Source organism: Acidobacteriota bacterium (assembly GCA_016703965.1).
Classification (GTDB): Bacteria; Acidobacteriota; Blastocatellia; order Pyrinomonadales; family Pyrinomonadaceae; genus OLB17.
Genome location: JADJBB010000021.1, coordinates 2,121,486 through 2,145,709, shown reverse-complemented (window position 1 = coordinate 2,145,709; position 24,224 = coordinate 2,121,486). Strand labels below are relative to the sequence as shown.

Sequence of the window (24,224 nt, the reverse complement as noted above, 5' to 3'; positions counted from 1 at the left end):
GGCTTCTGTTACGGTACGCATCTTGCCTATTCAACTCTACCTAGCAAGCACAGATGAGATATCAGGCTTTGCCAGATAAATTTTTGTTTACATTCCCACTTTGCAGGGTGTATAACATTTATCATTAAAGAAAAACAGGAGCTAATTGCCTGATTGGAAAGAGGATAATCTTTTCGAATCTTTGAAAAGCCGTCTCTCCTATAAAAAGGTCGTACTACTACAAACCGTAAAAATGGTCATTGGTTACATGCCATTGTGATTTTTTGTAACGAACCTGGGCGATTAGAAAACAATTTTGGCTAACTCGATCGTTTCCAAGTTGCAGACATCACCAGGATCCCCACCCACGGGCGGACCTGGCGATGCACACGATCGAGAGGGCTTCGTCGCCGAATCATTAAAATTAATTCGAAAAGTGATCGCTGGGCGTAGATCCGTGCCTATTGATGACGTACCCGATATTTCGCAAGAAATTGTATTGAGGCTCTGGAAGTGGCGCACTAAGTTCGCGGATAAGAGTGCTCGAATGGCTGAGGACGATTGGTTGTCCTTCACTGCGCGTACTACCCATAACGAAGTAAATCGAAATCTATCAAATCGCGGAAGACACGTCGAAGTTTCAATTGATGACGTCGAGGTGAATGAAGGCTCGCAAACCTCATCCTCAGCAGAAACCTTTCAGCTTGTCGAAATTGCGTGGCAAGGTATTTGCAAGCTAAGTCTGCATCAAAGGCAGGCACTTCTTTTCAGTTCAATAGATCTTGTACTTCATCTTTTCCAGTTTGGAATCGAGGAGGATGAATTGTTAGGAACACTCGGGTTGACGAGGGAATCTTGGGAATCTATTTCAGCAAGAATGCCTCTCACAGACCCTGAAATTGCTGAGATAGTAAACCTAGACCCCAGTAAGAGACAAAGAGAAACTACCGCGGGTGCAATCAAGAAGGCGAGATGCGATGCCCGCAAGAGACTAAAGGAGTTGATGAAGTAAATGAATCAAGATCACTTATCAGCTGCTGAAGTCGCGGTCTTTCGTGAAGACAGTTTTTCATCACGATCGCTTGAGATCGGCCGACATCTTCTCGTCTGCAAAGAATGTCGAGCAAAATTACCATCAGTAACGCCGCAAGAGTTTCGAAACTGCTTTCTCGATGCCGATGCCGTCCAGCCTTATGGATCTGAGCCTAAACGTCGATTTTTCGACTTTCCGATCTTGTCCTTTACAAGAGCCGCCGTATATGTGGGATTCGCAGTTCTACTCGTAGCGGGAATTTATTTCGTTGGTGTTCACAGGTTCAGCACGCTCGATACTACAGTTGCGAAAAACGAAGACTATGCAGCCGGGGGTGAACTGAATCCAGTCGTCGAAACAACGGCTACGGCTCCGACACCTCTCATAGAGAAAGAACAATTACCGACAAAGAGTGGGATTCAGCCCGATAATAATTCGGTTTACAAGCGGTCTTCCAAAAAGAATGATCGATGGAACGGCAGTAGTGTAGATGCACGAGAGTTAAGAGTCCAGAATGCGGAAACTCGGGGTAACGAGAATCCATGCTCGGGCGGGGCCACGATCAACCTTGAATCGAACTCCGACGGAAAAGAGGTCTTTCTCAAATGGAACGCTGTGAAAGGAGCGCAGTCGTATGCCATTTACATCTCGGACCTCGATGAGAATCTAATCGACCAATTCGAATCGAAGTCTCAAACCAATTACCGCTCAAACCTGAGGTTCGAGCCGTCTAAATCCTATCGCTGGAAACTAATCATCATGATGAAGAACGGTAAGAAGATCGTTGGTCCACCCCAAGTTCTCAGTTTAGGCAAAAACTCGGACGGCTCATTAAAGTCTGGAGAGATTGAAAGAAAACGAGGGTCTTTTGAATTGCGATGCGTTTCAACAAAATGAAAGGAATATACAACAATTTATTAAGGTTTCAGACTTTTGCGGTCATCCTTTTTTGTTTGGTTGTAACGGTGCGGGCTCAACAATCTGAAGATCTACCGGTGCCAACTAGCTTTAAGCTGGACGGCGTGCCGCGCATTAAGAATGACGATGTTAAGCATCTATTCTTCGAACCATCTGCAATAAAAAATAATTTGATATGGGACGTGGATCGAACGGCGCGAAAACTGTTTGTCACCGATGAAAAGAATGCCATCTATTCCTTAGAGTCGCCATTGGGCAAGCCAACCTTGGTGCTTGACGGTCGGGTGCCAAGTACGCTCCGAGTGAGTCCGATTTCTTCAGTCGTTGCTTTTAACAACGACAAGGAGGACCAGGATAATTACGCTCTTTTTCTGTGGGACGGGAAATCTGAGGCTCGAAAGTTATCGAGCTTTAGTGGAAAAGACGATTCAGTTGATTCGTTTATCTGGGAACGAGATGGAAAAAGCATCTATTACACCCTCAACGATTACGAGACCAAGTTAACGAAACTCTGTCATACCGATTTGAGTGCGAGCAAGTGCTTCTCTTTGGACCTGAAAGGCCTTTGGAATGTGATCGACGTCGACCGAGGCAACATCTTGCTTAAGTACTGGAAATCATCCAGCAATCAACACATTTTTCATTATTCGATCAGCAGCGGCAAACTCACACCACTATCTGAATCAGGAAATGCGACAAAGGCTTTTTTCGTGGCCGGAAAGGCACTCCTTTTAGCTGAAGATTCACCGGAGTGCGGGGGTGATCGATGCTTGATTTCAATTGATCCACGCAACAGCAAGAAGGAAATCATCGGTCTTCAGAATGTCCGTGGACACTTGGGTGACATAAAGCCTTCGCCGGATGGAAAATTAGTATTGGTGCAAGAAGCTTTAGACGGAATTGACAGTCTTTGGATAGGAAAGATCAAAGACCGAAAAGTTATTCCGACCGCTGCTAACTTTCTGACCGGCTCCTATGTCGTTTGGAATACCCGCTGGCTTTCCGAAACCGAGGTCGTATTCACGATCGAAAATATCAGTCAACCTGCATTGATACAGTCGTTCGATCTCAGATCGAAGAAGACAACCACTTGGACGAACTCCCATTTGCCTGAGGTTTTGACGGGCACCGTGAAACCTCCCGAAACAATACGTTGGAGGTCTTTTGATAGTAAAGAAATTTCTGGGTACATCGTCAAACCCACGAAAGTTGCAAAGAAGAGTCCCGTGCTTGTGTTTATCCACGGTGGGCCTCAGGTTCTTGATCGCCCCACTTTTAGTTCTCTCGACGTCCGGTTTGTGACATACCTAGGGTTGTCCATTATCCATACTAATATCCGAGGGTCTAGAGGATTCGGAAATGAATTCATGGATGCTGATAACGGCGCCAAAAGAGAGGACGCCGTTCGAGATATAAGCTCGCTTCTTGATTGGATCGAAAAGCAGCCGGACCTCGACGCGGATAACGTGATCATTCGTGGCGAAAGTTACGGGGGCTTCGTGGCTCTAGCGACAGGGCTAAAGGAATCTTCCCGAATCCGCGCCGTCATCGCCGAATATCCGCTCGTGTCGATCAGGAATTATTTGCAGCAAAGTTGGATCGATGAATTTGCAAAGAATGAATATGGCGATCCAAAAGACGAAATCCTGATGAAAAAGCTTGATGAGCTTTCACCGCTGAACAATGTTTCGAATTGGAAGGGAACGCCGTTGTTCCTGACCAGGGGAAAACTCGACTCAAGTGCGAGCAAACACGATATTTGCGCTAGCTCTAACACGATAAACTCCAGAATTTCATTTTGATTCTATCAAAACTTTTCCGCGTCTTTTTATCGCTCACAATCCAAATTCTACACTTTTAGATCTCGATGCAGGTAAAGCTGTAGTCGTAATCGTTGTACATATTCGCGACATAGCTGAAGTCTGACGTGAAGCGGCATTCTATGTCCACTGAGGGTGAGACTGTTTCGTCTCGGTAGATGAAAGTTGGCGATGGATATCGAGCGGCGTGGAAGGCGAGGGCTGCGTCGAATTCAGTCTTATCTCTTGCTGAGAACTTCAATTCGAATGATCGCTTGGTCTCGGTTTTAGTGCGTGCTTTGGTTGCACCACTGACCGAAGTGGAGCTAAAGATCCTCTTCGTCGCGACTGCGGGCCGCACCCAGTCTGGCTGATATGGAAATACTGTAGGCATATCTTATTTATAAGGTCCACTCCTGCATCACGATGGGCCGCTCTTCGGCGGTCTCTTCGCTCGAGGAATCATTTGACGTCATCACAAGCATTGGTTTGTCGGTCCAGTCCAGAAACTCAACGTCCACCTTCACTCTGTCGCCGGCGAGCACCTGGTAGCTCTCGGGCATGCCCGTGAGCTCGATCGTATATTTACTATCGACGTTCCGCTTGACCCAATTATCGAGCATGCGATAGCCCTGGTGCATCGTGCAGTTGAACATCTCGATCGACTCGCCATCAATCTGGCGGCCGGCGAGGGTGATCAGGTCCGGGCGTTCGATCAGGATCGGGTCGATTGGATACTCGAGATACTGGCTGTCAACATCGCGGAACCGTGCCTGCCACGAGTTTCTGATCGTCAAAGGATCTCGTGGAATGAGCTTCACGCTGTTTTCCACAATGTGATCGTCGGTAAAATGGTATGAGTGCGTGGTCAGCTGCTCGAGGCATAAGAAACGCAGTTTGCCATTGACCTCCTGAACCGTCGAATTGCACAGATTTAGGATGGTTCGCACTGCATCGTCGAGACGTGTCGGGCCCGACCAGAAAGGGTGGGTCTCGTAACGCGGCCGGCTCGCCGTCTTGGGGTAGAGAACACGGTGCGGCATCACTTCCAGCTCCTGCGTTGAGCTCTGCCATTTTAGAGCGATATCGGCGTTGCCGGTGGTGTGTTTCCACTCGACCTTAATATCGTAAAAGCTGCCGTTCGACAGAGTAATTCCACTGCTCGAATGAGTTCCACTAGCAGACCACTGATCGATCACGACCGAGCCGTTGACCCAGAGCTTTACGCCGTGCGTATGCGTGATCGTGAAGGTATAGTTCTCTGAGTAAAGCGGCTTGAATTTGCCTTCCCACCGTGCTGAGAAGTTATCAACATCGACGCCGATCCCAGGACTTCCGGCAGAGCTCACGAACTCCACAACCGGATCGATCCGTTCAATTATCAGAGTGTCGAACGCAGTGCCGTTGTAGTATTGTGCTGTCAGCCCAAAGCCCGGCAACCCTGTTATAGCGGTGTAATCGAACGAGATATTTGCCAGACAAAAGTCCCGCCAATCAACCCAGGCTCCCCAATCGATGCGGGAGCTGGGGCGTCCGCCTATCCTTAATATAAGGTCCGCGACCTCGCGGGCAGGGTTTGCTGAATAAGACGAACCGAGAGCCGTTCCGCTCGAGTTATAGTCCTCGATCTTCATCGTGCGAAAGATCCCTTTCAGGCCATACGGCGGGTTGTTCTTCGTGTCGAAATCACCCATGCCCGTTTGAAGGGCAGCCCGGATCCACGCAACTCCCGAGTGCGGTGTGTCCGTGTCGAAGACCGTGTCCTGGCCTTGGGTACTATCGCCCATGCCGGTCGATTGGGTGCCGGGAAAGAATTTGTAATCGGTTGTCGGGATCTGAACGCCGCTCCACCAAAGGCCCTCGCACGCATCCCACGGACCGCGGCCGAGCATCTGCTGCAGCGTGATCTGGTGTGTTGGGTCAGATCCGGTGACTATAGATTTCGCGAGGTTTCCCGTCACGAGGTGCTTTCCGTAAGCTACCGCATGAAACAGGTTTTGAGCCTCGAGATCTCTAAGATGATTTACAAGGGTCATATAAAAACAGGGCCTCCATCATCGCCGGGCTTGGAATTGTGACAGACGATGAACGGTCCGTTCGAAGTATCGCTGTAAGCGTAGATGTGACCGCTGACGAGCTCGATCTTGGCAACGGTGGCTCTGTCATTGGTTCGCAGAACTTGGAGAACCGACGAATCGAATAACTCGCCTTTTGACCAGATCAAAACTCTTTCGATGCCGTTCATCTTTTCAACCGCGATTCCTTGGTGATCGTCAACGGTCTGGATGATCGGATGAGATCCGGATGAAAAGCCCACGGCCTCGGGAACTTGAAGGCTAAAGATCGGCTCGTTAGGAACGAACCGGATCGATTTGATCTTAGCGAACGAGCCGGTCAGCGGGTTATATAGCTCGTCTTCACTGCCGAGCATCGATACGCGTTTTGGCCTGGGATCGCCGGTCCAGTGTGCGCGTACCAGTACAAACTGATCGGTCCGTGGGCACGGTATCCAGCCGCCTCCGCCATCGCCCGGATCATCGCCGGTTGGCGGAGCGGTTGTCTGACTGTCCGGGAATTCCATACCGCCATAATGATGCTCGTTATCGTGGCCTAAGCAGCCGGCCGGTGATTTCCGGCGTTTGTTGCAGGTCGTGATACCGCCTGCGTAACCGCACGTTCCCGCATGCTTATAGACGAACTGACAATTCTCAGCGAGCGACCAATGAGCCACGCAAAAGCCTGCTGCAGCGAGATCGTTGACCACCTCGATCACGACCTCATTCTCATCCATGCTGATCGGCCGGACCTCGCCGCGGAAGAGCTCAGCCCAATCTCTTAAAGATGTATGAATATCTGCTCCGCCATACTGACGGCCGACGATCGCCGTTGCCTTGATCAACGCCTCGGCCGGGACCTCATCGCCGAAGACCTTATCGACGTTCTGGATCGAGATCTGAACGCGATCGACGGACTGCGAGACCGACTGCTTGATCTCTCCGACCTTTCGCAGGTCATCGGTGTAAACCGTGCCGTTAGTTCCGGTAAAAGCTGCAGTTGAGAAGTGGTATTGGGTCGAGTTGGTGAGCAATAGATCGACCGTTGACTGCGTCCAAACATGTGGATCAGCCAGGCGATTTGTCAGGTTTGTCGTCGTCGGTCTTCCCATCTATCCTAGCCTTTTTTGCAGGGTCAGTTCTCCGTTTTTATACTTGCCGGCGACGACTTTCGCGATCGACCTTTGACCGCGATCAGATTCAGCGATAGCAACCCACTGGCCCGAGGCGTCCTGTTCGATATAGACCGTTAGATTCATATCGCCATAGCCGCTCTGGACGACGCCGCCATCGGCATAGCCCGGAATTCCGGCACCGCGGAAAGGATCACCGCCTGCGTTCGAACGCACACGAGCTTGCTGCATTGGGTTGAGTATCATCTCGCCGGCCGCGACCATCGCCGGGATCGTGTCGCGTCCGGTCCAGGCACCGCTGAGCATTCCGTTGAACCTTCGAAATGCAGGCGACATGTAAACACCGCCAGCAAATTCCGGCAGCAGACGCCGTTCACGTTCCGATGCCGCCCGCGAGATCTCGCTGACGTTTCTCAGCTCAGTTATCAGTGAATCGGCCTCGACCAAACGCTGAGCGATCAGCTTTTGCGACTCTTTTTGATACTTCTTGGACTCGAATTGAACGCCGAAACCGCTCGCGATCTGCTGACGGATCTGCGTTGCCTGCGAGATCGCCGAATCCGGATCGATCCGCAGCGTCCGCACGTCATTGATCAGGTCACGCAGCTGCTTCATCGAGTCAGTAAAACCCTGCATGAGCTGCGGCATTTTCTCTTTCTTGTCCTTTTTCTCAGCTTTATTTCCGAATAGCCATCCGAACAAAGCACCGATACCACCGCCAACCAAAGCACCGACAATGGGGCCGATCACCGGAATCAGAGCACCGATCTGTGCCCCGAGAGCCATTCCCGTCCCGCCCGACGATATCGCACTGCCCGCTCGTCCGGGAATCAAACCGCCAAACACCGACGCCAACGTGCCGGCACCGCTCAAATAGCCACCGATTCGCGAACCGCCGACCGGAGCAAACAAACCGCCTTCGCCGGTGAACATACTGGCCCAACCGCCACCCGAACCGCCTGCCGTATACGTGCCACCTCCGCGAAGGTTCAGCGTGTTGAATAGCTGGCTCGAGCCTGAGTTGCTGATCGTCTGAGTCGGGCCGCCATAGATCTGCGTAGCGTTACCATTAAACATCGGCGTCCCGCCTGGCCCCTGACCACCACCGAGCAGGGTTCGGATCGCCCCGGCTATTCCACCACCGCCACTGCCGCTGCCTTGTGCAGCTTGAGCGTTCCCGCCGCCATAGAACATGTTGAAGAATTTCGATGCCAGCCACTCGGCAACCATCTGCTTCAGGAAGTTCTTAAAGCGGTCGTACATCCATGAAAAGAACGAACCAGCCCCATCCTGCATCGCATCGAGCCCGTCGAGGATCGTGTCGCGGAATTGCTCATATTGTTTGTGAGCTTCCTCCTGGGCTTTCATCGCCGCCTTCATAGAATCGATCTGTGCGGCCGTTGACAGGATCTGCTGCCGCTGTTCGTCCGAAAGCCCCTTGTAGGTGTCCTTTAAAAGCTCCTGCTCGATACGGAAAACCGTGGTCACTTCTGCCCCGGTCCGGTAGATCTCCGTCAGCTCTGCGAGTTCGCCCTGGAGACCTTTCTGAATATCCCGGACTGCCGATTTCAATGCGAGCTCTTCCTTGAGCTGAACGATCCTCTCTTTGTCGACGAGGACCAATTCGTGCTTTTTCAGCAGCTCCGCGAAAAGCAGGTCAACATCTTCTTTTTTGAAATTTATGGTAGCCGCCGCAAACTCAACGAGCTCACGAGAATTTTGGATCTGCTGCAGATCAACGTCGTTCAGCTCGCGGCCGAGCTCGATCTGCTGCGACAGCTGCCACATTTCCTGGGCGTTGTTGTTCTGAGCATCGAACGTGCTTTGGATCCCTTCTTCACGAAACTGTTTAATAGTGTCCGCGTATTTTTGGGCAGCTTCGGCAGCATCCTCATCAGCCTTCTGCTTCGCTTTTTGAGCATCTTTATTGCGAGCAAGGTCACGGGCCTGATCGAACAACGCCTTGTTCGTCCCGAGCAATGCAACCTCAAAGAACTTCTGCTGCAGTGCCGCTTCTTCGGTATCCTGGCCGAAGAAAGCGATATCGGCCGTCAGATCTTTAATGATCCGCTGCAGTTCGATCGCCTGCTTCTGTTGATCCGTTAGTTCAGGTGTAGCGGAGCGTCCGACTTTGGGAGCCTTGCCTACTGATCCAGGAGCGGAAAAATAGTTACCGGTAGGAGATTTCGTCAGATCCGGGATCTTGTTCAGGCTCGGATCGTAATTCGGCTGCGTTGCCAGCGGTGACCCGGAGGCTCCTTTGCTCTCCATGTAGTTGTAGATCATTGCTGCAGGTGATCCTAGTCCCGTCAAAGCCCAGAGAAAACGAGCCATCCGTGGGTTCTCCTCAAACCACTTTTTCGTCTCCTCGAGTGAGATGATAAACCCGCGAACGGCATTGCTTGAGCTTGTCGCCCAGCTCTGGATCAGTGCTTTGTTTTCCGTGAACCAGACTTTAGACCTGTCGATCACGTCCTTCAAGATCGGCAGATAGTCACGCCCAAAGGTCATGGCCAACCCGCGAACCGTCTCCTGAAGATCCTTATAGCTCCTATCGAACTCCTTCGCGGCCTTAACGTCCTGCTCAGTCATGACGACGCCTAGCTCGCGGGCCGTCTGCATGAGCTTGTCGAGATCGCCGTCGAAGCTCTTAAGGAAAGGCAGCAATTTGTAACCGGTTTCGCCGAACGCATCCATTGCCGCATTGCCCTGTTCGACAGGGTTTTTGAGCGAGACTATGCGTGCGATCACCTGGCGATATGCGGCATCAAGATTGTTCGCTGCTTTTACCGGATCGATCCCGAGACGAGCCATTTTGGCGACCGCGTCCTTCGAGCCGTTTGCCGCATCTCCGATCAGTTTCGTGAATTCTTTAAAGCTATCGCCAACCTCGCTTATCGAGGTTCCGGTTCGCCTGGCCTGCATGGCTATAGCGGAGAGCGTTTCGGCAGAGAGTTGAGTGACTTGCTGGGCCTTGTAGATCTCGACACCGGCGTCAGCGAAGCCCTTCACCATGCCGTAGAGCATCTGAACTACCTGGACGCCGGCGCGCAGGATGTAGTCAAAGCTCTGCCGATCAGCTCGCCCATGACATTGCCCTGGACGGCTGCCGACTTCATGCTCTTTTCGAGGTCCTTAAAATCTCGATCGGCTGCATTCTTAGCTTTTTTTCCGGTCTTTTCGACCTCGGTTCCCACTTCCTTGAATTCACGCTTAACCTCGGCACCACCTGATTTGGTTTGCCTTGCGTCAATTCCTACTGAGATCTCGAGATCGGCCATTTCTTAGACTGGAGACGGGAGATAGATATTGAGACGAGAGACAAGAAGACTCGCGTCTCCTGTCTCTCGTCTCGGGTCATTCTGGCTTAGCTGCCAGCCGGGAAAGTGGCTTCATACGTGACCTGCAGGCTGTCGCCGTTGGCACTGTCGAGGTTGACGGCCGCGAACTTCGAGCGGTCGAGCAGCACACCGCCAGCCACAGCAGCCTGGCTGAATACGCCGTGCTCGGTTACCGCCAGAACGCCGCCCGAATTCGGTGTAAAGGCACCCACCGTGCGGTAGATATTCGCTGATGCACCCTCGGTCGTCGTTCCGGTCGGCCGCACGTTGTCGGTGGCGTATTCAGTCGTGAACTCCGTACCGAGAGCGGTATCACCTGAAGCCTCAGCTCCGGTCCCGATTCCGAAACCGTGATACTTCATGTTTTCCATCTCGACCGAGTTCTGAAACGCATCGACGATGAACCCGACGCCGGCCGTCGTGACGACCCGGAGCGAGATCAGGCCGAGGTTCAGCACCGAGCCGTCGCCGCGGATGACCTTGGCGTACAACGCACCGTAGGTGTGGTTAACGCCGAACATTTTGGCGAAAACGATCTGGCGGTAGCCGCGCATCACGTTCATGAAATTACGCACGCGATAGCGGTTTACCTCCTCGTCGTTAGTGAAAGGCAGGGCGTCACGGACGATCTCCTTGAGCTTAGCGATAACCGACACCGGCTTGCCCAGCGAACCGCCGCGGGTGACCTTCATGGTCCTGTCTCCTGAAATTGCGATCTTTGAATTTATGTTCATAGTTTTTCTGTGTGTCTAGGGCCTCCTGGGCCCGCTGCGGCTCTTCTTTGACTAGGCGATCTCGCCGCGTTCCGATGCCACGTTGAGGCATTTCGCAGCCGCTTTGACCGTCTGGCGGTTTAGCGCGTCTCGAACCTCGGTAGCTGCTGCGACGAGAGCCTTTTGGACCTTGTCGAGAAGCTTTTCATCAGTGATCTCGACGAATTCCGTCGCGTCACGTTTACCATCGCCTTCGCCGTAGCTGCAGCGTCCAAAAACCTTTGCCGTGGCTTCGCCGTTTTCGTTCAGGCTGGCCCTTACTTCAAATCGAGTCTCTCCGATCATATTTTTTCCTCTTAGCTAAATTGCGATCTCGCGACCACAAACTCCCTTTCCCCGGCCGCTTTGCCGTCGCCGGTGGAAAACCACCTGTAAAACCAACGTCCCGGCTGATCCGCATCCACGACCAGCTTGTATTTCCCATCCTCGACCTTCACGATGTCGGCACCGACGCCGTATTCGTAATCTGTGACCTCGTCATCCGGTGACTTTACCGAGCAGAAAACCGCTGCCGGATCTACGAGCTCGCCGGCTGATGTCGTCCATTCGCCGACGATCGTCACGTCTTCGCCGATGTCATAGGTTTTTGTAGGTTCCGAGCAACTCATGATGAATAGTCCCTAAGCGTCAGCGTGACGTTCGAATAGTCCGAGCAGACGATGTCCGTCTTGCCCGAAACCGATCTTGTTATAGCTCCAGCAATCGACACGACGCCGGCGACGAATTTGCTTACCAACCTTTGAACCGCACCCGAAACCGTGATCTGGCCCGCAAGCTGCCTGCCCACTTCACGCTGTACGGATCCGGACGGCGTCACCGAGCCCGATTGCCCCGTGAAAACGTTCTTTATCGCCGTTCCCGTGATACCGATCTCGCCGCCGAGATCAAAGAAGAAAGCCCGGAAAACAACGATCGTGCTGCTGATATCGATCTGCCCGCCTGTCATTCGCGAGATCAGACGCGTTGCCCTACCGCTCGCCGTAACACTGCCGGCGAAGCTCCGCGAGATCTCGCGATCGATGTCGCCGGAGACGGCGACAGTTCCGGTCAGAACCAATGTCAAAAGCTTCAACAGAGTGATCTCGCTCGACGGCGTCACCGAGCCGGCGACGGTCCGAAAGATAGTTTTTTGAAGCAAACCTGTTGGAGCTGCCGATCCGGCCAGGCTCCGCGTGATCTCTTTTCGCAGCAGTCCGCTAACAGCCGTCGAACCAGTGAGCAGCAGATAAGCTGTTTTGACTCTGCCAAGATCTCCGCTCGGCGTAACCGATCCGGCCAGAACCTTTGAAGCATTGCGAACGGCCGACCCAGACGCTGTCGTCTGACCGGCGACGTTCTTCGACGCATCACGCTGCACCGCACCGCTCGCCGATATTGACCCTGTCAAAGTCAGGATCACGGCCCGGAACATATCCACCAGCCCGCTCGCCGTGATCGAACCGCCAAACGTCCGATTGACCGCCTTCGCGATCAAACCAGTTACTGAGCTCGAGCCACTCGTATTTTTCGAGACCTGACGAAAGACCGAACCGCTCGGCGTCAGCGAACCTTCAACCGTCAGCAAAAAGGCTTTGAGCAGCTCGGCGGCACCGCTCGGAGTTACTTCACCGCCTTGGGCCTTCGTGATCAGTTTCACCACCAATGACACGGGTGTGATCTGCCCGAGAAATGTTCTGGCCGCCTCTTTTTAGCAGCGTTCCGCTCGGCGTGATCGAACCTGCAGCCGTTCGCTGCATTTCTCTGATCGCCGCACCGCTCGGTGTCGAGCTCCCGGCGTAAGCGACTGAAATATCTTTTTTCAAAGATCCACCGATCGTGATCCCGCCGCCCACTTGCTTACCCGCTTCCCGGACGATAAGGCCGCTGGGCGTCGCGACGCCGGATCTCAGCAACTGTCCTTGTCTGAGTGTCGCCCCTGTGCCGGTAATGCTGCCGAAAAAGCTCCGAGCTATGCTCTTCAGAGCCGCTCCGATCGCTGAAACACTTCCACTTTTTTGCAACGTGACTTGTCGCTGAATGGATCCGGACGCCGTGATCGTTCCACCGAGATCGAGGGTGTAGTTCTGAACTGCTAAGTCGTACGTCGCATACGCCCCATATTTGCGGGTAGTGCTGCCGAGTGCCGTGAGATTTGTCGGCGTGGTGTAGGAGTTGCCGGTGTCTAAGCCACCATCGCCCGTTGAACCTGCATCGTAATAGCCACCGCCGCTGATGCTGCCGTCAGGAATAAACCCAACGAGGTAAGCCACCGCCGTCACTGATTGGCTAGTTCCAAACGTCGCATCTGTCCACGCATAACCCGATGGCACTGACGCTGAATTGGTCGTCCCGATCAGGACATTATCAGAAGCCCGCCACAGACCGCCCTTAAAAAGCCGAGCTGAGTTGTTGCCTACATACGCTGTAATTTTTGTTACATCACCCGCACCTGACGGAGTGCCCTTTACGACGTGTGCCCAATTATTAACAGCATTGGAGGCCGTCGCCGGAGTCGAGGAATATCCAAACGTCAAACCCGCCGCGTGACGGATCGGATAGACGGCATTATCAAGAAACTCTTTCAAAATTGAGCGTGAGTTTGCCCGTGCCGTCGCCGTTATCGACTATTTGCGGATTCGTTCGGCAAGTATTGCCTTTCGCGTCCGACATGAGCGAGTTGAAGATGTGTCCAACCTTGCCCGTGCCGTAGATGGTTTTGCCTTCCCAATTGACTTTTTCCTCTCTCGCGAAAACAGCCCATGAGCCGACGACATTATCAGGCCGGAAACAGCCTTCTTTGATCTCTTCCGGCGTGAGTTCTGGCTGGTAAATGAACTCGACGCCTTTGGCATTGATCGTGAACTCTAATTTGTCACCAGACGGGCGTTCGTAAAGCGTGACATCCTGCTCGATCGCACCCTCAAGAAATTCCACAGACGGAGCGATCTCGTAATAATCGACCTTTTTCTTTTCACCTTCCCACGCAACAACACCGCCATCCTCAACAACTACCGGATCAGCTTCGTCGTGAACCAGACGCAGCGAGACATTCACCTCGTTATCCCACCGCATGATCTTCGTCTGCGGCTGGAAATCAGGCTGCTTGCTGTCGCCGATCTCGACCTCGATGCGATCTCGCGGGTCGTCTTTCGGCTCCAGGAAGAATGTTGTCTCCTCGTTCATCTATCGCTTCTTTTCCCGACGTTTCCGATCGGCTGCATCGGCTCTCGCTTTGCCACGCTGCAGGGCGGTCAGTGTCATCCATTCCCAGGCCTCGAGGCCATCCGGATACTGAAAGGCCGCACCCGAGGTTTTAAGCTCTGTAAGCTCAAAACCGGTGGTCACGAGAGCCCGCATGGACTCGTCGATCGCATCAGGTTTCGACTTCTTCAACGGGCACCCGCCGCAAATACTTTCAGGATCTCCGCTCTCGTATTTATGGAGCGGTTTGCCGTCAGTTTCTGAGCAGGTCACCTCGCCTGGACACGCCTCGCCGTGTTCGTTGATGCAAGCGAATTGATTTTCAAATACGGCCGCGAGGGCCTCGCCTAGTCCAATAGGCCGCCGACGATCGATTCGACCAGTGTCTGCACGACTAGCCGCTTGATCAGTGGATCCACGTATTGCTTGAGTTCCACCGGGTGAAAGTTGGGCAGATTCTTGAGCGTTGCTCCATGAACGCCAACGCACCACAGGTCGTAATGCTCGACTGCGTTCTTGAGCGTCGAATGGCTGACAAAACGCTGCTTCCCGCGTTTGCCGGGCTTGATCTGTCCGTTCGACGATCGGCGTCGATAACGCTTCAATTCGCTCTCAGACGGCTGCCGCATGAGGTGAACGATCGTAAAGTCCGGCTCGTCACCGCTGCCGATCTCCTCGATCACCGGGACCTCGTCCGCGAACTGGTCCGTCGCCTCATCGACGTAGACCTCGCGAAGATAAAGGGCCTGAAAAGCCGCGGCCTTGTGAGACTGCCGGCACATTGCCGTTATAACCCTCGGTCGTGACGACGATCTGGTCGTAGAACTTCGCGTCGATGTCCTCATTCGCAGTCGGGTCCGGCATCTGAAAGCTGCCGTCCTTCGCGATCGGAATATCACTCTGCAGCTCGTCCTCGCGGGCAAAGATCTGCTCCGATGTCGGCCGTCGCAGCGTGTGCTTGAATCGCCGGTCCTTCAGCGTCACCCGCGTGGTTTCCCAGTCGAGCGGGTAGAGGTTTTCAGCAGGCTGAGCCGGTGCGATTCCCGCAGCCGGCTCGGACCTGTCCAAAGTTAAAATGTTGTCTGCTTCGTTCAAGCTTCTCCTTCTCCTTCCGCCTTGTCGGCGGGCTGTTCCACTGCCGGAGCTTCCGACAGCGGCGTTGATGTCAGCGGATGAGCTGGCTCCCAGGTGACCGTTTCACCGGTCCGCTCCTCATACGCTGCCTTTTCCTTGGCCAGAAACTCCCTGGCCGCAAATTCCTCGGTTCCGGGAACGATCTCGACCACATCCTCGGCCTGTTCAGCTTTTTTCCTTGCCATAATTCGTAAACTCCGTAACTTTCGAAACTTCGAAACCTTTTAGATCAGCGTCGCTGTCGCGTTCTGGATCCTTGCCTTGATCGTGCCGAGCGTCGTCGGGTCCTGCAGCGGGATCACGTTGATCGGTGTCGCTGCGTCGCCGTTGTCTTCACCCGGATCGACCGAGTCGAACATGAATTTCGGCACGATGATCTCGAATTCGTGACGATAGGTGCTTGAGATCACCGGCCCGATGACCGTGAACTTGAGGTTCGTCAGCACTTCGTTCTGGACCGACTTCGTCCAGTAGGTGAGATCTGCAAAATCGAGCAGGATCGACGCCGTCGTCTGATATTTGCCGCGAGGCATCTTGCGAACGTGAGCCCCGGAACCGCTCGAACCAACCGTCTGGATCGTGTCGCCGATGCGGCGTTTCGCGGTCTGAATATTGTTTTTGTGCTCGACCATCCACTCGATGATCGTGCCAAGCGTGCCTAGATTGACCGTCGTCGTGTTGTCAGAGTCGAGATAGGTGACCGTCGTTCGGAACGAGTCCATACACGCCGGCGTCGATAGCACCGGCAGGCTCGACAGCCCGTGCGGGTTCGTGAATTTACCGCTGTTGACGATGTCAGCTTCGTACTGGGCCCGGTTGTCGCCCTGCTGGCTCATCTTGAACCGCTCGACCATGCAGCCATGCAGCAGGAACGACGCGGTGTCGAGAAGCGAAGCCATGCCAAACGACGGCAGGATCGCACCCGTCTGCGGCGGCAGGATCGCAAATTCGTGGCTGTAAACACCACTCGCCACCAGCGAATCTGTTACCGTACCGCCCAGAGCTCGCCGCAGCAATCTCGCCGGCACGTCGGTCTCGACGTCATCGACAAAACCGTACTGTCCGGGCGACCAGTAATGATTGCAAAGGTGCGACGGTGCATTCTGGCCCGCACGGTCCGCGTCTGACCGCTTCTCGAGCTTTGGCAGCACGAAGAAAGGATTTCTCGTCGGGACCTGGCTGTAATTTGAACCAGTTGACTCGGCTGTGTTGTAGGTCGATTCGACCGTTTTTGAGATCCAATTTTGAGCGGTATCTAGTCTTGACATAGTATTTTTAGCAGCACAGGTGGACTCTCAATCTGCCCTGTGCGAAGTGCAGCGTTTCCTCGCCGCATTTGATCGTGGTCAGCTGGCGGTATTGCAGCAGTTCGTGATATTCGACCTCATTTTCAAAATCCAATCTTGGTTCGGCTTTGATCGCGTTGTAGGTTTTCGAAGTGATCACCGCGAATTCCTCGTCCGAGTTGTCACCCGCCTTGCCCGACCTGAAACCATAAAAACCGAGGATCTCGTACTCGAGCATTACGCGGTCTCGATGTGCCGTTTTTCTTTCGGCCAGTTGTGAAACTCTCCTGATCACCCAGCCGTGCGTTCGGCCTGCGATCGTCTGGCTTCGAAACTTGCCCGGCCAGTCGGCGAGCTGGTGATTCAAAACGTTCCAGCCATACACCTGGGCATCAGGATGCTGTGCTGCGAGCAGGGCGGCGATCTTCTCGCGGATGTCGTGATCTACTGTTTCTGTCATCGTGTCCGAGATGATACTCGTGGCAGTATGGGCATTTGTACGCCTTCAAGGTCTGATCGCCGAGCTCGTTGTCGCGAAACATTTCGGCATAGAACCTCGTCGCGAACGCCCGCTTTCTCGTACATGATCTTTCTCGTCGCCATTCGTCTTTTGTCACGTCCTTAAATTGCAACCCGCTAAATTGCTGCCACTGCCTGCTTAAGCATTTTTTCGAGCGTCGGCATGCTCTCGTCTACCGTCTTTTGCCACAACGGCCTGTCCAGGCCATCTTTCGCTTCGAGTATCGGTGCGTATTCGACATTGGTTCCGATCAGAGCTTCGAGCGTCGATGGGTAGATCGGAGGCCCGATCGAGTTGATGAGATTTCCGGAATCGCTCGCCGGAGATTCTCCGGGAGCCGACGCGATGTGAACTTTATCCTTGCCCCGTTTGTAGGCCCGGCCGGACTTTGCCGACGCGATGTTGGTTTTCAAACCGCCTTCGAGAAAAGCGGCGCCGTCCTGGACGAACTGTTCGAGCTGTTTCTCGAGCTTCGCCTCGATCTCCGGCGTCCGGTCCTTTGTGACTTTTACCGAGATCTCAGCCATTTACTTCTCAACTTCCGCCCGGATCTTCCAGACCAGCGATTCGCCTATTGGCTCCTCGATCTTCGTGATCTTCCACCGCCGCGTGCCGATCGTTAGCGCAACGATCGATCTCATGAATGCTTGAGTCGCCGCCCAGTTCGTCTTGGCCACAACCTGGAATTGCCAGGCTCCGGTACCGCCGCTCGTTGTGATCGCATCCGTTCGCTGGCCCATCCAGTCTTTCGCGAACGTCTCAACGACAGCTTCGCCGGCAGCCGGCGTGATCGAATAGACTTTCAAAGAGCTGTCGCCGAAGAGCCGTTTCCGGTGGCGGTTTATCGCCGAGATCCTGAGATCGTTAGCTTTCGACATTTCAAACCATCACAGGGCTTGCGGTGCCCGCGTACCGCTTCATCATTCGCTCGCAATGGTCAAAGATCTGGTTGGCTGACATCCTGTCGCCGTCGAGATCCGTCGATTGCAGCTCGGCGGCTTTGCCCATTTTCAACTTCCAACCCTGCCGGGCCGCTGCCCGCAGGTCATACGTCGGGATCCATTCCGCATCGGCCGGCGTCAGTCCGTCAGAGTCAGCGATCGCGTACTGGTCCAGCAGCGACTGCAGCTCGTCGGAGAGAAGGCACGGCGTGTCTTCCCACGCCGTCATCCTTTTCAACCGGTCCAGAGGTTTGTCCGCATTACTCATTTACTTCTGCCGTTTCGGCGAGCTTCGCCTCGATCGCCGCGATGATCTGAGCCTTCGTCACCTTATCCGGGACGAGATCCAGCTCGAGCTCTTCAGCTTCCGCGATCAGCTCGGCTTTGGTCTTCTTCGACCGATCGGGCGTTTCTGCGATCGCAGCTTTTGCCTTCGCCTCGGTGCTCTCATCAAGGCCGTTGTTCTGGGCGATCGCGTCTTCGAGCGTGTAAACGAACGGCTCACCCGCGGCGTTCAACTGCTGAAAGCCCGCATTCCGCATGATCTCGGCTGCCGCACTGGCCTCTTCGACCTCATGCTCTACGCCGTCACCACTGATAAATCTGACTTGTGCCATGTTGACTCCTTCAAAACTAATAAACGGGGCGGCTTAGCCTAGGACCTTACCGCCCCTCTCTTGGGTTGTTCCCGTGGATTACGTTTTCGGCAGACGGTACGCACGAACGGTGACATTCGGCGTGCTGGAGGCCTGCGAGGAATGCGATGTTGACCGAACCGTCATCCTGCAGGAACCGAGCCGATTCAAACGGGCCCGCGATCACCGCAGGCGTTGCCCCGCCCGTTGCCGTCAGTGCGATCGCTAGATCCTGCGATAACGGTGATGGCGGATTATCGCCGCCTTTGATCGTGATCGTCACCGCGGCTGCAGCCGCATTAACGAACTCAAAGATGAGTCGGTCCATTGCACCGCCAACAGAGACCGGAACGGTTCCGTCAGTGTCGATCGTCTGCACCGCAGGCCGGGCCGTCGAGCTGTTGGCAGCAAGTGCCGTGACTGTAATTGAACTTGGATTTGCCATAACTTTGGTTTTTCATGCGGGGCGGCATCACGCCGCCCCGGCTTTCTACGTTGTCGTCGGTTGGGTTATATGAAATTAGCTGGCCGCGTTGGTAACGGTTCCGACTGCCCAGGCGGTCGGACGAACGAGCTTGCCGCCGTAAACGTGCAGGCCCTTGACACCGTCCGCAAAGCCTTTCTCCTTGCGGTACGATTCGACCTTGCTGATCTGCTCGGCATAGCTGTACGCGATGGAGTGGCCCGCGATGACCTTGTACTTATCGCTCGAGGCGATCGGCACATTGTTCGACTTCATGACCGTGAAGCCCGCAGCTTCACCGATCTTGCCGTTGAGCATACGGGCATCAGCCGCAGCTGCACCGCTACCGACAAAACGCGAGTCCTGCAGCAGGTAGCCGTGGAAGAACGGAGGCACGACAACAAAGCGGCCATCGCTCGGCACGTTGGCCTCGTCGAGCTTCACGCTCAGATTTACGAGGTGGTTGTACGCGGCATTTGCCGCACCGGCTGCCACCGGCGAACCGGTCGAGCCGACTAGGTTGCCCGATGGCACCAGCGTGTAGCTCGCCGCGATGAACTGGTCCGCGAGATCACGTAGGCCATAGGCCGCACGCGTCATCGCCTCATCCATTGCATTGACGTTCTGCTGGACTTTGTCCACGTCATCGACGGTGAATGCAAAATACTTCTGCTGATTGATCAGCAATGTCTGCTCGGCGTCGGTCAGCACCTGGACCGAGATGTCCGCGTCCTTGGTGTACGTCCCGATTGTCGGATCACCGATCGACGCGATCTTCACCGTGTCACCGGCTTCCCGGATCTCGCCTTCGTAGTCGCGATTGACCACGCCGGCTTGTCCGTAAACGAGAGACTTTTCGAGGGCCGACAGCAATCGGGCGGCCCAAACTGTCTTGATAAAATTGAGTGACATATTTTTTAGTTAAAAAAGCGACATGTCGCTTGTTGCGGCCCTTATTTGCCGGCCATTACCTTCTTGACCTCTTCCCAGTCAAGCAGCTTTATCTCGGCCGGCGTCATATCTGCCAGCTTCTCCTTTGTGAGCTTGGTTGTACTGACGCCCTCTGCTCCTCCGTTTATCGACTCGTCCGGTTTTTCGATCCCGAACGCGTCCGCAAAATCTGATTTGTAGTTAGTGATCAGGGCATCGAGATTCTTCAGGCCGCCCTTATCATCAAATTCGAGATCGCCCTTCATCGCATGCCAAAGCAGCTCAGGTGATCTTGCACCGGCTTTTGACAGTGCAGCGGTGACCGTTTCCTTCGCACTCGTCAAACGCTGCCCGGCTTCGAGCTCCTGGATCCGTTTGTTTGCTCTCTCCAGTTCGCTGAGATCCTTCTCATCGTTGGCCTTTTTCAGAGCCTCAGCCGCAGCCTTCTGCCTTTCGGCTTCGACCTCAGCCTTGGTGTAGGTCTTTTCAGACTTCGCCTTCGGAGCAGCAGGATCCGCAGTCGGCGTGTCCGCAGCTGCAGGAGCAGGAGTTTCGGCCGCAGCAGGTGCGGCAGAAGTGTCGTCAGGTTTTGGATCAGCGGCCGGAGCCGCAGGAGCGTTCTTCGCCATACAAACCGAGGTTATTAAATGGCAGGCAGGTCCGGCAGGGTGTTTCGTTTAAATCGCGAGATTTGCTTAATTCAATCATTTACTCGTTTTTTCCGGGATTTCACGCGCAAAAAAGCCAACCCTAAAGGCTGGCTTTTAGATCTCAAATGTCAGATCTCAGATTCTAATTTGTGAAATTTCGGATCTCGTCCGCGGTGGGCTGATCAGGCAGCTGCACGACGCCGTCCTCTTCGGCGACCTCACGCCAGGCCTTATCGAGAGCCTTCTCGTCGCTCGTCGATAATTCGAAACCTTCATCGCCGGCACCGGTAAAGCCGGGCCGCGAAAGGATCCTGTCCATGTCGTCTAAACTGATCATTCGTCAAAGTCTATCTCAAATTCCTTTTCCTGTAAATACTTTCTCAGGATCCGGAAGCTCGCACTGTCGCGGTTCAGGTCGAACATCATTGGGCGTCCGTAACCATAATAAAGCCAGACGCGCTTTCCGTTCGTTTGTTCGATGAGCCCGTTCAGATCTTCGATGCCTCGAAAAGTTAGCGGGAACCGGTCCCAGTCGCTTTCCGTCAGCCTGGCGTTATATCCCATCCTCGCCCAGCTGTAATAACCATTCCAGACCTTCCCGGCCGTCGAGCTGTAATTGCCTGCGGCCATCGTATCAATGTATTCGATCCCGAACCGCTCGGCATGAAAAGCCTGCGTCGCAAACGATTTGAGCCCCGTTCCTTTTGGAGCCGTTCGCGAGGTTCTGAAGATCTCATTATGAATGAACAGCCGCCCGGCCCAGTCATGATCGAGGATCCTTTCCTGCGTCGCGATCAGCGGATGCCTAACGGTGAAATGCAACCCGTCTTCGTGGTCTATTACGCTGATCTTGGCTCCGTCCAAAGCTCCAACCAGGCCACCGATCTGATCGTGCGTGAGCTCGCGGCCGAGCATCTCGACGAGACGATCTTCGGTGCCGTAGTCAAAATCGACCGCGACCTCCTTCGGCGTCCGGATGACGCGATCGGCGACCGGTTTGCCGGCGAGGATCTGGTTGAGCGGTTTCGTATAGACAGACTTTCCAAATTCCTTGCTGTTTTTCCACCCGACAAAATCCTTAAGAGTGACTAAGCCTTCCTTGTATGCGGCCAGCCCATCGACTCCCAGGATCTTCTCTTTGACCGCATCGCTCTGCCGCTCGAACCATTCACGCCCGAGCTCACGCGGCGGCCGCGTCACGCCCTTAATGACCGGGATCATCGTGCATCGACAGTTGATGTGCTGCGGAATCCGTCCTTGATCGCGAAGATCGTTCCATCGAGAGCCAGACAAACCGGACACGTCCGCTCGGACTTTGCCGCGACCCACTCCCAGCCGGTGATATTTTGGTTCTCGCGATAAGCCTCGAGCGTCGTCGCTCTGCGCACACGGTTGACCTCGGTACGCGCCATTGTCAGTGCCCGGTGCCTGGTAATGTCGCCGGCCTCGACAAGCCTCCGGGCGATCGTGCGAAAGTCGGTTCCCAATGCCGCGGCCCTCACTATCTCACTGCGCAGCTTCTCAGCGACGGCCGGTGCAAATGTCTTCTCGAAATACGCGAGCATCGGCGAACCGTCGCCCATCATACCGATCGCATTTTCGATCGTCCGCGTCGGCAGCAAACTTCCGATCGCATCGGCCGGGCTTAGAACGTTGATCACTTCGCGGGTCTGATTCGCCGCGATCGAGATCGCCGATCGCTGTTCACGCGAAACGATGCCGGTCACTTTCCCGCCAAATCTGACGATCTCGGTTTTGACCTGGTCAATAAGAGCTTTTAGACGACGCGAACGAGCGATCCAGCTCGGAGTGATCTCCTCGCCGGCAGCCCGTGCCTCGTCCATGAGTTTTTGGATCGCTTTGTATTGGAGGGTTAGATCTTTCTGAAGATCGGCATAGACCGAGAGCATCTCGCGAAAAGTCGCCTCTTCGCGTTCGATGATCCGTTTCCGGTGAGCTTTGAGAAGGTCATCAAGAACCGACATTTACATCCGTCTGCTGCTGATCAGTGTTGTCGTTCGACAGATTCTCGCCCGCATTAAAGCTCTGGACCATCTTCTGCTGGATCTCTTGTTTTTCGAGCAGCATCTCATCGACATCCTCTTCGCCATAACCGGCTTCTATCAGAGCCTGCCGCTCGGTGATGCCGAGATCTTTTTTAACGACGATGTTATCAAGCTGCTCTTTCTCCGAGAGCGGCGCCGGATCCTGCCACTCGGTAAACAGCCTGACTCCTTTGCCTTTGTTCTCGATCATCAGGGCGAACGACATCAGGTTTTCCCAGACTGAGCCATAACTCTCCATGCGATCGCGGATCTTGCCGAGGAATCTCGACTCGAGCTTTTCTATTGAGATCCCCGACTGTGGGAACGACGCACCGGTCAGCATGAAGTAATGCAGCGGCGTTCCGGTCACCGTTGCGATGTCCGTGCGGAAACCATCCTTGACCTTCAGGAACTGCTCGAGGTCCGTGACCTCGAAGTCGCCGAACTTAGTCTCGGCATTCTCCGTGATCCAGAGCTTCTCGACACCGGCCGTAAATGGCGGCTTGGCTTTGCCCTCGTCGTCGATCTCGATCTCGATGCCCGACGCCCACCGCTGCCGATAGCTCGCAAATTCCATCGTCACCAGCATGTCGAGTACCGACTTATTGAGAGCATCCTGGACAGGCATTGCGTTGTGCAGCTCCGACACGCCAAACCCGCCGATCGATCCGTTGTTCGCAAAATGGAAAACTGGCACGATACCGTAAGGATTCGACACCGCAGGCTCGAACTCGACGAACTCCTTCGCTTCTGGCAGCTTGCCGTCCTCGCTCTTTTTCTTCGACACCAGCCGCTCGATGCGGTCCGGATAATACATGTTCAGCCGGAACAATTTCTCCGGCGTCTGCCAGTGCTTCGCCGCCCACAGGATCTTGCCCGGTGATTCCTCGTCGTAAAAGACGGTAACGTTCGCCGATTTGTTCGGGTAGATCGTGACCTGCTTCATATCATCGACCCAGACGATCGCATACGCGTCGCCGTTGATCGAGGCTTCTTTGTGGATCTCGCCGGACCGAACGCCCATGCGGTTGGCCTGCCAGATCTTCCAGGCTTCTTTTGGCAGGTCCTTAACTTCGCTGCCGCCTTCGCCGTCCGACTCGACACGAAAACCGGTGATCACCAGTTTGTCGCGGACCGCATCGCAGATGGCCGGGCACACGTTCAGGGCAAACGATTTGAATAGGTTCCCAAATGTGTTCTTGAATTTGTCTGTCGCGAACTTCAGATCATGCTCGCCGCGGTAATAGTCAGTTGTCTTTTGAACCGTCGTCGAGCGATCGTTAAACTGCTTGATTGCCGTTTCGATGTCTTTAGCGGTTGTCGATGCGTCCTTTTTTACGTTTTCCTGAGCCATAAGCCTGTCCCTTTGTGTCCCAACGGGCTTGAAACCCGTCGTTGGGAGTCCGAGCC

31 protein-coding genes are annotated in these 24,224 nt (G+C 54.3%); 3 read left to right on the top strand and 28 right to left on the bottom strand.

Annotated elements, in window-relative coordinates; all coding sequences use genetic code 11:
* The first annotated feature begins 526 nt into the window (after window positions 1-526).
* Genes IPG22_16690 through IPG22_16680 form a run of 3 tightly spaced genes read left to right on the top strand, consistent with a single transcriptional unit; the run spans window position 527 to window position 3,732 of the window.
* Window positions 527-991, top strand: a complete 465-nt coding sequence (locus IPG22_16690; protein ID MBK6589926.1) for a hypothetical protein — start codon at window positions 527-529, stop codon at window positions 989-991.
* On the top strand, window positions 992-1,909 hold the full coding sequence (locus IPG22_16685; GenBank protein MBK6589925.1) for a hypothetical protein: 918 nt from the start codon (window positions 992-994) through the stop codon (window positions 1,907-1,909). It abuts the gene before it with no gap.
* The gene (locus IPG22_16680; protein ID MBK6589924.1) at window positions 1,891-3,732 is read left to right on the top strand and encodes a S9 family peptidase; all 1,842 of its coding nucleotides are present in this window, start codon (window positions 1,891-1,893) and stop codon (window positions 3,730-3,732) included. The genes IPG22_16685 and IPG22_16680 overlap by 19 nt, the downstream gene beginning before the upstream one ends.
* A gap of 55 nt (window positions 3,733-3,787) precedes the next feature.
* On the opposite strand, the gene IPG22_16675 is transcribed toward IPG22_16680, so the two are convergent.
* The 28 genes from IPG22_16675 to IPG22_16540 all read right to left on the bottom strand — a co-directional run bounded on the left by IPG22_16675 (window position 3,788) and on the right by IPG22_16540 (window position 24,168).
* Window positions 3,788-4,123: a hypothetical protein gene (locus IPG22_16675; GenBank protein MBK6589923.1), complete on the bottom strand. Its 336-nt coding sequence runs from the start codon at window positions 4,121-4,123 to the stop codon at window positions 3,788-3,790.
* 7 nt (window positions 4,124-4,130) lie between these two features.
* Window positions 4,131-5,765: a hypothetical protein gene (locus tag IPG22_16670; protein ID MBK6589922.1), complete on the bottom strand. Its 1,635-nt coding sequence runs from the start codon at window positions 5,763-5,765 to the stop codon at window positions 4,131-4,133.
* On the bottom strand, window positions 5,762-6,895 hold the full coding sequence (locus IPG22_16665) for a hypothetical protein (protein ID MBK6589921.1): 1,134 nt from the start codon (window positions 6,893-6,895) through the stop codon (window positions 5,762-5,764). Before IPG22_16665 ends, IPG22_16670 begins: the two co-directional genes overlap by 4 nt.
* Window positions 6,896-9,943 carry a hypothetical protein gene (locus IPG22_16660; protein ID MBK6589920.1) on the bottom strand — a complete coding sequence of 1,016 codons (3,048 nt, stop codon included), beginning with the start codon at window positions 9,941-9,943 and terminating at the stop codon, window positions 6,896-6,898.
* 5 nt (window positions 9,944-9,948) lie between these two features.
* Window positions 9,949-10,197 carry a hypothetical protein gene (locus IPG22_16655; protein ID MBK6589919.1) on the bottom strand — a complete coding sequence of 83 codons (249 nt, stop codon included), beginning with the start codon at window positions 10,195-10,197 and terminating at the stop codon, window positions 9,949-9,951.
* Between the two features lie 86 nt (window positions 10,198-10,283).
* Window positions 10,284-10,991, bottom strand: coding sequence for a hypothetical protein (locus IPG22_16650; GenBank protein ID MBK6589918.1), 708 nt, complete (start codon window positions 10,989-10,991; stop codon window positions 10,284-10,286).
* Between the two features lie 51 nt (window positions 10,992-11,042).
* Window positions 11,043-11,315 (bottom strand): hypothetical protein, encoded by a 273-nt coding sequence (locus IPG22_16645; protein MBK6589917.1) that lies wholly within the window; start codon window positions 11,313-11,315, stop codon window positions 11,043-11,045.
* Window positions 11,316-11,326: 11 nt separating this feature from the next.
* Window positions 11,327-11,638, bottom strand: a complete 312-nt coding sequence (locus tag IPG22_16640; GenBank protein MBK6589916.1) for a hypothetical protein — start codon at window positions 11,636-11,638, stop codon at window positions 11,327-11,329.
* The gene (locus IPG22_16635; GenBank protein MBK6589915.1) at window positions 11,635-12,669 is read right to left on the bottom strand and encodes a hypothetical protein; all 1,035 of its coding nucleotides are present in this window, start codon (window positions 12,667-12,669) and stop codon (window positions 11,635-11,637) included. Before IPG22_16635 ends, IPG22_16640 begins: the two co-directional genes overlap by 4 nt.
* The gene (locus IPG22_16630; GenBank protein MBK6589914.1) at window positions 12,635-13,594 is read right to left on the bottom strand and encodes a hypothetical protein; all 960 of its coding nucleotides are present in this window, start codon (window positions 13,592-13,594) and stop codon (window positions 12,635-12,637) included. The genes IPG22_16635 and IPG22_16630 overlap by 35 nt, the downstream gene beginning before the upstream one ends.
* Window positions 13,578-14,192, bottom strand: coding sequence for a hypothetical protein (locus IPG22_16625; protein ID MBK6589913.1), 615 nt, complete (start codon window positions 14,190-14,192; stop codon window positions 13,578-13,580). The genes IPG22_16630 and IPG22_16625 overlap by 17 nt, the downstream gene beginning before the upstream one ends.
* Window positions 14,193-14,483: a hypothetical protein gene (locus IPG22_16620; protein MBK6589912.1), complete on the bottom strand. Its 291-nt coding sequence runs from the start codon at window positions 14,481-14,483 to the stop codon at window positions 14,193-14,195.
* Window positions 14,484-14,557: 74 nt separating this feature from the next.
* The gene (locus IPG22_16615; protein MBK6589911.1) at window positions 14,558-14,992 is read right to left on the bottom strand and encodes a hypothetical protein; all 435 of its coding nucleotides are present in this window, start codon (window positions 14,990-14,992) and stop codon (window positions 14,558-14,560) included.
* Entirely contained in the window at window positions 14,925-15,305 is a 381-nt protein-coding gene (locus IPG22_16610) for a hypothetical protein (GenBank protein MBK6589910.1), read from the bottom strand. The genes IPG22_16615 and IPG22_16610 overlap by 68 nt, the downstream gene beginning before the upstream one ends.
* Window positions 15,302-15,529 carry a hypothetical protein gene (locus tag IPG22_16605; GenBank protein MBK6589909.1) on the bottom strand — a complete coding sequence of 76 codons (228 nt, stop codon included), beginning with the start codon at window positions 15,527-15,529 and terminating at the stop codon, window positions 15,302-15,304. The genes IPG22_16610 and IPG22_16605 overlap by 4 nt, the downstream gene beginning before the upstream one ends.
* 39 nt (window positions 15,530-15,568) lie before the next feature.
* Window positions 15,569-16,612, bottom strand: coding sequence for a hypothetical protein (locus tag IPG22_16600; GenBank protein MBK6589908.1), 1,044 nt, complete (start codon window positions 16,610-16,612; stop codon window positions 15,569-15,571).
* Window positions 16,613-16,619: 7 nt separating this feature from the next.
* The gene (locus tag IPG22_16595; GenBank protein MBK6589907.1) at window positions 16,620-17,090 is read right to left on the bottom strand and encodes a hypothetical protein; all 471 of its coding nucleotides are present in this window, start codon (window positions 17,088-17,090) and stop codon (window positions 16,620-16,622) included.
* A gap of 176 nt (window positions 17,091-17,266) precedes the next feature.
* The gene (locus tag IPG22_16590) at window positions 17,267-17,677 is read right to left on the bottom strand and encodes a hypothetical protein (protein ID MBK6589906.1); all 411 of its coding nucleotides are present in this window, start codon (window positions 17,675-17,677) and stop codon (window positions 17,267-17,269) included.
* Complete coding sequence (locus IPG22_16585; GenBank protein ID MBK6589905.1) at window positions 17,678-18,028, bottom strand: hypothetical protein; 351 nt, start codon at window positions 18,026-18,028, stop codon at window positions 17,678-17,680.
* A 1-nt stretch (window position 18,029) separates the two neighbouring features.
* Window positions 18,030-18,359 carry a hypothetical protein gene (locus IPG22_16580; GenBank protein MBK6589904.1) on the bottom strand — a complete coding sequence of 110 codons (330 nt, stop codon included), beginning with the start codon at window positions 18,357-18,359 and terminating at the stop codon, window positions 18,030-18,032.
* Window positions 18,352-18,708, bottom strand: a complete 357-nt coding sequence (locus tag IPG22_16575) for a hypothetical protein (GenBank protein ID MBK6589903.1) — start codon at window positions 18,706-18,708, stop codon at window positions 18,352-18,354. Before IPG22_16575 ends, IPG22_16580 begins: the two co-directional genes overlap by 8 nt.
* 46 nt (window positions 18,709-18,754) lie before the next feature.
* Window positions 18,755-19,171 carry a hypothetical protein gene (locus IPG22_16570; GenBank protein MBK6589902.1) on the bottom strand — a complete coding sequence of 139 codons (417 nt, stop codon included), beginning with the start codon at window positions 19,169-19,171 and terminating at the stop codon, window positions 18,755-18,757.
* Window positions 19,172-19,246: 75 nt separating this feature from the next.
* Window positions 19,247-20,101 (bottom strand): P22 coat protein - protein 5 domain protein, encoded by an 855-nt coding sequence (locus tag IPG22_16565; GenBank protein ID MBK6589901.1) that lies wholly within the window; start codon window positions 20,099-20,101, stop codon window positions 19,247-19,249.
* A 41-nt stretch (window positions 20,102-20,142) separates the two neighbouring features.
* Window positions 20,143-20,748 (bottom strand): hypothetical protein, encoded by a 606-nt coding sequence (locus IPG22_16560; GenBank protein MBK6589900.1) that lies wholly within the window; start codon window positions 20,746-20,748, stop codon window positions 20,143-20,145.
* A gap of 163 nt (window positions 20,749-20,911) precedes the next feature.
* Window positions 20,912-21,106: a hypothetical protein gene (locus IPG22_16555; GenBank protein ID MBK6589899.1), complete on the bottom strand. Its 195-nt coding sequence runs from the start codon at window positions 21,104-21,106 to the stop codon at window positions 20,912-20,914.
* Complete coding sequence (locus tag IPG22_16550; protein ID MBK6589898.1) at window positions 21,103-21,990, bottom strand: hypothetical protein; 888 nt, start codon at window positions 21,988-21,990, stop codon at window positions 21,103-21,105. Before IPG22_16550 ends, IPG22_16555 begins: the two co-directional genes overlap by 4 nt.
* Window positions 21,987-22,754 carry a minor capsid protein gene (locus IPG22_16545; GenBank protein MBK6589897.1) on the bottom strand — a complete coding sequence of 256 codons (768 nt, stop codon included), beginning with the start codon at window positions 22,752-22,754 and terminating at the stop codon, window positions 21,987-21,989. The genes IPG22_16550 and IPG22_16545 overlap by 4 nt, the downstream gene beginning before the upstream one ends.
* Window positions 22,741-24,168 (bottom strand): phage portal protein, encoded by a 1,428-nt coding sequence (locus tag IPG22_16540; GenBank protein ID MBK6589896.1) that lies wholly within the window; start codon window positions 24,166-24,168, stop codon window positions 22,741-22,743. Before IPG22_16540 ends, IPG22_16545 begins: the two co-directional genes overlap by 14 nt.
* Window positions 24,169-24,224: the final 56 nt, after the last annotated feature.